The following is a 10173-nucleotide window of genomic DNA, read 5'->3' on the forward strand; positions in this document are numbered from 1 at the left end:
CGAGGTACCAGCCTTCCTCGCGGTAGAGCTGCAGGAAGGCGCCGCTGTACTCGAGCACCTCCTCGGCGGTCTTGAGCTTGACCAGGAACTGCGCCACCTCGGTCTTGATGCCGCCGTTGCCCGCGACATAGATCTCCCAGCCGGAGTCGACGCCGATCACGCCGACGTCCTTGATGCCGGCCTCGGCGCAGTTGCGCGGGCAGCCGCTGACGGCGAGCTTCACCTTGTGCGGCGCATACATGCGCCACAGCGCCCGCTCCAGGTCCTTGCCCATCTGCGTGCTGTCCTGCGTGCCGAAGCGGCACCACTCCGAACCCACGCAGGTCTTCACGGTGCGCAGCGCCTTGGCGTAGGCGTGGCCGGAGGGCATGCCGATGTCCTTCCACACCGCCGGCAGGTCTTCCTTCTTCACGCCGAGCAGGTCGATGCGCTGGCCACCGGTGACCTTGACGGTCGGGATCCTGTACTTGTCCACCGCGTCGGCGATGCGGCGCAGTTCGTCGGCGGTGGTTTCGCCGCCCCACATGCGCGGGATGACCGAGTAGGTGCCGTCCTTCTGGATGTTGGCGTGGCTGCGCTCGTTGATGTAGCGGCTCTGCGGATCGTCCTGCGCTTCCTTGGGCCAGGTGCTGATCAGGTAGTAGTTGATCGCCGGGCGGCAGCTCGCGCAGCCGTTCGGGGACCTCCAGCCGAGGCGCCGGTAGACGCTGTCGACGGTGAGCAGCTTGTCGGCCTTGATCGCCTCGCGCGCCTCTTGGTGGCTGGCGTCGGTGCAGCCGCACATCGCCTTCTTGGTCGGCGCCTTGGAGTAGTCGCCGCCGGCGGTGAACATCAGCAGCTGCTCGACGAGGCCGGTGCAGGAGCCGCAGCTCGCGCTGGCCTTGGTGTGCTTGCGCACCTCATCCAGCGTGAACAGGCCCTTGTCCTTGATGGCCTTGCAGATCGTGCCCTTGGTCACCCCGTTGCAGCCGCAGACCTCGTCGGCGTCGGCCATGGCCGCGGCCCTGCTGTGGCCCTCGTGGCCGACGTCGCCGATGTTGCTCTCCCCGAACATCAGCTTGTCGCGGATGTCGGCGACCTTGCGGCCCTCGCGCAGCAGCTTGAAGTACCACGATCCGTCGACGGTGTCGCCGTACAGGCAGGCGCCGACGAGCCTGTCGTCCTTGATCACCAGCTTCTTGTAGACGCCGCCGAAGGGGTCGCTCATCACGATCTCCTCGGTGCCTTCGCCGCCCATGAAGTCGCCGGCGGAGAACAGGTCGATGCCGGTCACCTTGAGCTTGGTGCTGACCTGGCTGCCCGTGTAGCGGCCGATGCCGAACTCGGCCAGGTGGGTGGCGCAGACCTTGCCCTGCTCGAACAGCGGCGCCACCAGGCCGTAGGCGATGCCGCGGTGGGCCGCGCATTCGCCGACGGCGTAGATGCGCGGGTCGGTGACGGTCTGCATGGTGTCGCTGACGACGATGCCGCGGTTCACGTGCAGGCCGATCTTCTCGGCCAGCTCGGTGTTCGGGCGGATGCCGGCGGCCATCACGACCAGGTCGGCAGGGATCTCGCGGCCGTCCTTGAACTGCACGGCGCGAACCCTGCCGTCTGCGCCCCCAACCAGCGCCTGGGTCTGGGCGCCGATCATGAACGTCAGTCCGCGCTCCTCCAGCGACTTCTGCAGCAGCTGGCCGGCTGCCTCGTCGAGCTGGCGCTCCATCAGGTGCGGCGCGATGTGCACCACGGTCACCTGCATGCCGCGCAGCATCAGGCCATTGGCTGCCTCCAGGCCGAGCAGCCCGCCGCCGATCACGACGGCGTGCCGGTACTTCCGGGCCGCCTCGATCATCGCCTCGGTGTCGGCGATGTCGCGGTAGGCGATCACGCCGTCGAGGTCCTTGCCGGGCACCGGCAGGATGAAAGGGTTCGAGCCGGTGGCGATCAGCAGGCGGTCGTAAGTCTCTTCGGTGCCGTCGGCTGCGCGCACGATGCGGCGTCGCCGGTCGATCTCGACCACCTTCTTGCCCAGGTGCAGCCGGATGCCGTGCTCCTCGTACCACGACAGCGGGTTGAGCACGATCTCGTCGATCGTCTGCTCGCCGGCGAGCACCGGGCTGAGCAGGATGCGGTTGTAGTTGGGGTGCGGCTCGGCGCCGAAGACGGCGATCTCGTAGAGGCCGGGGGCGATCTTCAGCAGTTCCTCGAGGGTGCGGACACCGGCCATGCCGTTGCCGACCATCACGAGCTTCATCTTCTTCATTCCATGTACGACGTCCATGACGCGCTCCAGAGGGCCGGTCGGGCAGGCCCGGCCGGCGGTTCGGCATCACCGCGCACGTCCGTGTGCGCGCGGCGGGGCGTGCCCGCCGGGTGCGTCGTTACACCCGTCCGGCACCAAGCAAGTGGCAGGCCAGCGTGGAAAGGGCGGGCGCCGACCCTGGCGCACCGCGGCGGTGCGCAGGGCGCAACGGAGCGGGCATGGCGCGGCGCTTTCGCGGTGCATGTGACGGACCTCACGCCGCGCAGGTCCTGCCGGCCCCGGCATACCTCGTCCCCCTGATTCAGGCGGTGCGGCGCACCCGCCCCTCGTTATGATGGTTTTCGAGTTGGGGATACAGGATCGATCGGTTCTGCCGATTCCTTGTCATTCCGCCCGGCGGCGTTCAAGATGCCTGGGGTGGGAGTTTCCCGATCGCCCACGGCCCACCCGTCCATGACCCAACCTGATTCGCAGGCGACTTCCGGGCGCACCGATCCTGCCGGTGCGCTGGCGGCGCTGGCGCGGCCCGGTGAGGCCCCGCTGGCGGAGGCGTTGCTGGAGCTGATCGCGCGCCTGGACTTGCCTTGCGCCGTCAAGGACCCGGCCTCCGGCCAGTACCTCTACGCCAACGCTCGCATGGCGGCGCTGTTCGGCAGCACGCCGGAGGCGATGGTCGGCACGGCCGATGCGCGGTGGCTGGAGGCCAGCCAGTGGCCGGCGCTGCGCACCGCCGAGAACGCCGCCCTGGCCATGCCGCGCGGCGCGCTCACCGAACACAAGCTCGAACTCGGCGGCGCGCGCCGCGAGTTCGGCGTGGCCCGCGTGGCGCTGCGCGGCGGCGACGGTGCGCCGGTGGCGCTGTGCAGCCTGTGGCTGGACCAGACGGCGCAGCGTCAGACCGAGGCCAAGCTCCAGCTGGCGCTGACGCAGCTCGAGCAGCAGCAGCAGGCTGCCGAAGCCATGCGCCGCGAAACGCAGGACCAGAGCCTGCGCGACAGCGTCACCGGCCTGTACCAGAAGGTGCACTTCGAGGACCAGCTGCGCCGCGAGGTCGACCTGTCCTCGCGCGAGCACCGCGAGTTCTCGCTGGTCTCGATCGAACTCGATCCCCTTTCGGCCGAAGCCCAAGCCATGGGCCCGGCCGCGCGCACGCGCATCCTCGAGGCGCTTGGCCGGTTGCTGCGCGGCAACACCCGCGCGATGGATGCCTCCTGCCGCCTCGACGACAGCCGCTTCGCGGTGCTGCTGTCAGGCGTCGGGCTGGCCACGGCGCATTCGCGCATGGAGGGCCTGCGTCGCCAGTGCGCCACGCAGATCGTCGTGCTCGAGGGGCGCAACCTCGGGTTCACCGTGTCGATGGGCGTGGCCAGCTTCCCGCACACGGCCCATACCCAGGACGGCCTGGTGGGTGCTGCCGAGTTGGCACTGGCCGAGGCCCGCAAGCGCGGCGGCAACCACGTCACGCTGGCCAGCATCCGCTTCGAGCTGGAGTGACGGCGGCGCGGGCCGAGGCGTGGCGGGTCAGCCCGTCAGCCCCTTGTGCACCATGTACGCCGCCAGGGCGTAGAGCATCAGCGCGAACACCCGCTTGAGCTGGCGGACATCGAGGCTGTGCGCCACCCGCGCACCGAGCGGCGCCGTGCTGACGCTGGCAGCGGCGATGCACAGCAGCGCCGGCAGGTAGAGGTATCCGAGCGAGCCGGGCAGGGCGTTGGGCAGGTTCCAGCCGCCGATCACGTAGCCCACCGTGCTGGCCAGCGCGATCGGGAAGCCCAGCGCCGCGCTGGTGGCCACCGCGTTGTGGATGGGCACGTTGCACCAGGTCATGAAGGGCACCGACACGAAGGCGCCGCCCGCGCCGACCAGCCCCGAGAGGAAGCCGATGCCGGCGCCGGCCGCGCCTTGGCCGAGCGGGCCGGGCATCCCGCGCGAAGGCTTGGGCTTGCGGTCGAGCAGCATCTGCGTGGCCGAGAAGCCGACGAACACCGCGAACAGCACGGCCAGGACCGAGCCCTTGATCAGCGCGAACGCACCGGCGCCGGCGGCCAGCGAACCGACCACGATGCCCGGCGCGATGCCCCGCACCAGGTCCCAGCGCACTGCGCCGCGCTTGTGGTGGGCGCGCAGGCTGGAGATGGAGGTGAACAGGATGGTGGCCATCGAGGTGGCGATGGCCATCTTCACCGCCAGCCCGGCCTCGACGCCGCGCGAGGCGACGATGAAGGTGACGAAGGGCACCATCAGCATGCCGCCGCCGATGCCCAGCAGCCCGGCGAGAAAGCCGGCGAAGGCACCCAGGGCGAGGAATTCGATCAGCAGCGTGGGCGAAGGAAGCGGGAACGGCATCGGCGCAAAGGGGCAGGCCTCGCGACGGGACTCGATCCGCTCGGCAGCACGGGACTTGGTGACAACCATGAATTGTGCCGCCTCGCCCCGTGCGCTATAAAGGTCACGCTTGCGGTCTGGGCCTGCATCGAGGCCCGTGTATCGGTCCGGCCATCAGCCGGGCATCGGGCTGCAAGCATTCCCCGCGCCCCTGTCCCAGCCGTTGTGCCGTCGCCTGCCGTCGGCAGGCTTGCCATTTCGTTTCGAGGAGCTTCATGTCTCGCACCCTGAAGGACCTGCTGGCGCAAGGCGCCGCGTCCGCCGCCGCCGTCGCCGCACCGGGCCGTGAAGCCCTCAGCCACGGCGCGCTGCGCCAGCTGATCGACAACACGCTGCAGCGGCTGAATGCGCTGGGCCTCGGCCGCAACGACCGCGTCGCCATCGTGTTGGACAACGGCCCCGAGATGGCCACCTGCTTCATGGCCTGCGCCAGCGGCGTGGCCAGCGCGCCGCTGAACCCGGCCTACCGTGCCGACGAGTTCGAGTTCTACCTGTCCGACCTGAATGCCAAGGCGCTGATCGTCTCGCGCGGCAGCGTGTCGCCGTCGATCGAGGTGGCGCTCAAGCTCGGCGTGCCGGTGATCGACCTGGTCAGCGATCCGGCCGAGCCGGCTGGCAGCTTCACGCTGGAGCCGCGCGAGCAGCGCGCCACCACGCCCAGCGCGAACGGCGGCTACGCGCAGCCCGACGACGTGTCGATGGTGCTGCACACCTCGGGCACGACGTCGCGGCCGAAGATCGTGCCGTTGTCGCAAGGCAACCTCGCCGCCTCGGCGACGCACATCGCGCGCACGCTGCAGTTCAGCGCGAAGGATTGCGGTCTGAACATCATGCCGCTGTTCCACATCCACGGCCTGATCGCCGGCGTGCTGGCACCGCTGTCGGCCGGCTCGCAGGTGTTCTGCACGCCGGGCTTCAATGCGCTGAAGTTCTTCGCCTGGATGGACGAGGCCCGGCCCACCTGGTACACGGCCGTGCCGACGATGCACCAGGCGATCCTGTCGCGCGCGCCGAAGAACGCCGACGTGATCGCGCGCCACCCGCTGCGCTTCCTGCGCTCGTCGTCGTCGTCGATCCCGCCGCAGGTGATCCGCGAGCTCGAGGAAGTGTTCAAGGCGCCGCTGATCGAGGCCTACGGCATGACCGAGGCCACCCACCAGATGTGCTCCAACCCGCTGCCCCCGGCGGTGCGCAAGCCGGGCACGGTGGGCCAGGCGGCAGGGCCTGAAGTGGCCATCATGGCCGAGGACGGCAGCCTGCTGCCTCGCGGCGAGACCGGCGAGATCGTCATCCGCGGCCCGAACGTCACCGCCGGCTACGAGAGCAATCCCAAGGCCAACGCCGAAGCCTTCCTCGACGGCTGGTTTCGCACTGGCGACCAGGGTGTGATGGACGCCGACGGCTACGTGTCGATCACAGGCCGGCTGAAGGAGATCATCAACCGCGGCGGCGAGAAGATCAGCCCTCGCGAGGTCGACGAGATCCTGATGGACCACCCGGCGGTGGCGCAGGTGGTCTGCTTCGGCATGCCCCACCCCAAGCTCGGCGAAGAAGTCGCCGCGGTGGTGGTGCTGCGCGAAGGCCGCGAGGCCACCGAGCGCGAACTGCAGGAGTTCGTGGCGCAGCGCGCCGCCGATTTCAAGGTGCCGAAGAAGGTGCTGTTCATGGCCGAGATCCCCAAGGGCGCGACCGGCAAGCTGCAGCGCATCGGCCTGGCCGCCAAGCTCGGCCTGGGCTGAGGCCCGCCCCGAACCGAATCCGTTTCGACCAACCAGGAGGCAACATGACGACGACGAAATCTTCCCGCCGGGGCCTGCGCGGCACCTTGCTGGCGGTGGCCACGGCCTGTGCCAGCTTTGCGGCCGCGGCCTGGGAGCCAACCAAGCCGATCGAGTTCGTGGTGCCGGCCGGCACGGGCGGCGGGGCCGACCAGATGGCGCGCTTCATCCAGGGCGTGGCGGCGAAGAACAACCTGACCAAGCAGCCGATCGTCGTCGTCAACAAGTCGGGCGGCGCCGGCGCCGAGGGCTTCCTCAACGTCAAGGAAGACAAGGGCAACCCGCACAAGATCATCATCACCCTGTCGAACCTGTTCACCACGCCGCTGGCCACCGGCGTGCCGTTCAACTGGCGCGACCTCACGCCGGTGCAGATGCTCGCGCTTGACCAGTTCGTGCTGTGGGTGAATGCGGAGTCGCCCTACAAGACCGCGAAGGAGTACTTCGACGCGGTGAAGGCCGGCAACCCCAACCAGTTCAAGATGGGCGGCACCGGCTCCAAGCAGGAAGACCAGATCATCACCGTGATGCTCGAGAAGGCCGCGGGCAAGAAGATGACCTACATCCCCTTCAAGGGTGGTGGCGACGTGGCGGTGCAACTGGTCGGCAAGCACATCGACTCGACGGTCAACAACCCGATCGAGGCCGAGTCGCACTGGCGGGCCGGCAAGCTGCGCGCACTGTGCGTGTTCGACAAGGACAGGCTGCCCTACAAGGACAAGGTCACCGCCACGCAGGCCTGGGGCGACCTGCCGCCTTGCACCTCGGCCGGCATTCCGGCCGAGTACGTGATGCTGCGCGGCATCTTCATGCCGCCGGGCGTGACGCCCGATCAGACCAAGTACTACCTCGATCTCTTCGCCAAGGTGCGCGCCACGCCCGAGTGGAAGGAATTCATGAACAAGGGTGCGTTCCGCCAGACCGCGCTGAGCGGGCAGGAGTTCTTCGACTGGCTGGGCAAGAACGAGCAGATGCACCGCACGCTCATGAAGGAAGCCGGCTTCATCGCACAGTGAACCACCCGGTCCGGCCGCAGAGCCGGCGCGAGGAGACAACATGACGGACGAGAAGGAGGCCGGCGACGAACAAGTCGTCGGCAACCGAGGGCCGGAGGTCGGCGTGGCCGTCTTCCTGCTGGCCATCGGCGCACTGGTGGTGGCCGACAGCCTGCGCGTGGGCATCGGCTGGGCCGACGACGGCCCGCGCTCGGGCTACTTCCCCTTCTACGTGGGACTGTTCCTGATCGGCTCCAGCGGCTGGACGCTGCTGCGTGCGCTGATCGGGCGCAGCCCGCTGAAGGGCGAGTTCGCCACGCGCGAGCAGATCGGGCTGGTCTTCGCAGTGCTGGTGCCGATGGTGGTCTACGTGGCGCTGATCGCCGGGCTCGGCATCTATGTGGCCTCGTTCCTGCTGATCTCCTACTTCATGAAGCGCCACGGGAAGTACGGCTGGCCGATCACGGCGGCGGTGGCGGCCGCCGTGCCGATCGCGTTCTTCCTGCTCTTCGAGCGCTGGTTCCTCGTGCTGCTGCCCAAGGGCCCGCTCGAGCGGGCGCTGGGCTTCTGAGGGGCTGCGATGCAAGAGATCGCGAACCTCGCCGGCGGCTTCGCCGTCGCGCTCACCGGCCCGAACCTGCTGTACATGCTGGTGGGCATCACGCTGGGCATCCTGATCGGCGTGCTGCCGGGCCTGGGCGGTGCCAACGGCGTGGCCATCCTGCTGCCGCTGACCTTCAGCATGAACCCGACCTCGGCGATCATCATGCTGAGCTGCATCTACTGGGGTGCGCTGTTCGGTGGGGCGATCACCTCGATCCTGTTCAACATCCCAGGCGAACCGTGGTCGGTGGCGACCACCTTCGACGGCTTTCCGATGGCGCAGCAGGGCAAGGCGGCGCAGGCGCTGACGGCGGCCTTCACTTCGTCATTCGTCGGCGCCTTCTTCGCGGTGGTGCTGATCACCTTCCTGGCGCCCTGGCTGGCCAAGTTCGCGCTGGAGTTCGGCCCGGCGGAATTCTTTGCGGTGCAACTGCTGACCTTCTGCAGCTTCGTCGGCATGAGCAAGGAGCCGCCGGCGCGCACCATCGCGGCGATGATGCTCGGCTTCGCGCTGGCGGCGGTCGGCATGGACACCGTCACCGGCCAGCTGCGCATGACCTACGGCGTGCCCGAGCTTCTGAAGGGCTTCGACTTCCTGATCGCGGTGATCGGCCTGTTCGGCATCGGCGAGATCCTGCTGACGATGGAGGAGGGCCTGGCCTTCAAGGGCAGGAGCGCGCGCATCAGCCCCAAGGTGGTGTGGCAGACCTGGGGCGAGATCATCCAGTATTGGAAGGTATTCCTGCGCTCCACGGCCATCGGCTGCTGGATGGGCATCACGCCGGGCGGCGCCACGCCGGCTTCGTTCATGGGCTACGGCGTGGCACAGCGCTTCTCGAAGAATCCGCAGCAGTTCGGCAAGGGTGCGATCGAGGGCGTGGTGGCGCCGGAAACCGCTGCCCATGCCGCGGGTACTTCGGCGCTGTTGCCGATGCTGACGCTGGGCATCCCCGGCTCGCCGACGGCCGCGGTGCTGCTTGGCGGCCTGCTGATCTGGGGCCTGCAGCCCGGGCCGATGCTGTTCGTCGAGCAGAAGGACTTCGTCTGGGGCCTGATCGCCTCGATGTACCTCGGCAACCTGGTCGGCCTGTTCGTCGTGCTGACCACGGTGCCCTGGTGGGCGGCACTGCTGCGCATCCCGTTCTCGGTGATCGCCCCGGTGATCATCGTCATCTGCGCGATCGGCGCGTACACCGTGCACAACTCGATGTTCGACGTGGTGCTGATGCTGGTGTTCGGCGTGCTCGGCTATCTGTTCAAGAAGCTGAAGTACCCGCTGGCGCCGCTGGTGCTGGCCCTGGTGCTGGGCGACATGGCGGAGGCCAGCTTCCGCCAGGCGATGCTGCTGTCGCAGGGCAGCCTGTCGATCTTCTGGTCCAACGGCCTGGTGGGAAGCATCGTGCTGCTGGCCCTGGTGATGCTGCTGTCGCCGCTGTGGACCTTCGCGCGCAAGTCGCTGCGCTCGCGCGAGTACAGTCAAGCGAAGTGAGGACACGAACATGAAGATCGCGGTGGTCGGTGCCGGGGCGATCGGCGGCTACCTGGGGGCCAGGCTGGCGTGCGCCGGCGAGGACGTCACCTTCATCGCACGCAATCGCAATCTCGAGGCGATCAACGCGCGTGGCTTCCGGCTGATCCTCGAGGACGGCACGGAAGAGCACGCGCCGACGGCCAAGGCGGTGCAGCACATGGCCGACGCCGGGCCGCAGGATGCGGTGCTGCTGACGCTCAAGGCGCACCAGGTGAAGGACGTGCTGCCTGGCCTGCGCGAGCTGTTCGGCCCGCAGACCATGGTGGTGACGATGATCAACGGCATCCCGTGGTGGTACTTCCACAAGCTCGGCGGCGAGTACGAAGGACGTCGCCTGGACAGCGTGGATCCGGGCGGCTTGATCGACCAGCACATCGAGCGCGAGCGCATCATCGGCAGCGTGGTCTACCCGGCCAGCGAGCTCGTCGAGCCCGGCGTCGTCAAGGTGATCGAGGGCAACCGCTTCACGCTCGGCGAACTCGACGGCGAGCGCAGCGAACGTATCGAGGCGCTGTCCCAGGCCATGATGCGCGCCGGCTTCAAGGCTCCTGTCAGCCGCGACATCCGCTCCGAGCTGTGGGTCAAGCTGTGGGGCAACCTCAGCTTCAACCCGATCTCGGCGCTGACGCACGCCAC

At 68.5% G+C, this 10173-nt stretch carries 8 protein-coding genes; 6 read left to right on the top strand and 2 right to left on the bottom strand.

Annotated elements, in window-relative coordinates:
• The coding region (gene nirB, locus AB7U92_RS14205; protein WP_428577913.1) for a nitrite reductase large subunit NirB at nt 1-2245 on the bottom strand (2245 nt) is incomplete at its 3' end.
• A 453-nt stretch (nt 2246-2698) separates the two neighbouring features.
• Between nirB and AB7U92_RS14210 the strand changes: the two genes are divergently transcribed.
• Nucleotides 2699-3739, top strand: a complete 1041-nt coding sequence (locus AB7U92_RS14210; protein WP_428577896.1) for a GGDEF domain-containing protein — start codon at nt 2699-2701, stop codon at nt 3737-3739.
• Between the two features lie 27 nt (nt 3740-3766).
• Here the strand turns inward: AB7U92_RS14210 and AB7U92_RS14215 are convergent, their stop codons facing one another.
• Nucleotides 3767-4591 (bottom strand): sulfite exporter TauE/SafE family protein, encoded by an 825-nt coding sequence (locus AB7U92_RS14215; protein ID WP_428577916.1) that lies wholly within the window; start codon nt 4589-4591, stop codon nt 3767-3769.
• A gap of 254 nt (nt 4592-4845) precedes the next feature.
• Between AB7U92_RS14215 and AB7U92_RS14220 the strand changes: the two genes are divergently transcribed.
• From AB7U92_RS14220 to AB7U92_RS14240, 5 genes are all read left to right on the top strand, one after another.
• Nucleotides 4846-6369, top strand: coding sequence for an acyl--CoA ligase (locus AB7U92_RS14220; RefSeq protein WP_428577899.1), 1524 nt, complete (start codon nt 4846-4848; stop codon nt 6367-6369).
• A 44-nt stretch (nt 6370-6413) separates the two neighbouring features.
• Nucleotides 6414-7424, top strand: coding sequence for a Bug family tripartite tricarboxylate transporter substrate binding protein (locus tag AB7U92_RS14225; protein ID WP_428577901.1), 1011 nt, complete (start codon nt 6414-6416; stop codon nt 7422-7424).
• 40 nt (nt 7425-7464) lie between these two features.
• Nucleotides 7465-7974, top strand: a complete 510-nt coding sequence (locus AB7U92_RS14230; protein WP_428577904.1) for a tripartite tricarboxylate transporter TctB family protein — start codon at nt 7465-7467, stop codon at nt 7972-7974.
• Between the two features lie 9 nt (nt 7975-7983).
• A complete protein-coding gene (locus AB7U92_RS14235) occupies nt 7984-9495 on the top strand; it encodes a tripartite tricarboxylate transporter permease (protein WP_428577907.1) in 1512 nt (503 codons plus the stop codon).
• Nucleotides 9496-9505: 10 nt separating this feature from the next.
• Nucleotides 9506-10173 (top strand): 2-dehydropantoate 2-reductase (locus tag AB7U92_RS14240; RefSeq protein WP_428577910.1); only part of this gene is annotated, 668 nt, incomplete at its 3' end.

This window comes from Piscinibacter sp. (assembly GCF_050175855.1).
Taxonomy (GTDB): domain Bacteria; phylum Pseudomonadota; class Gammaproteobacteria; order Burkholderiales; family Burkholderiaceae_C; genus Piscinibacter.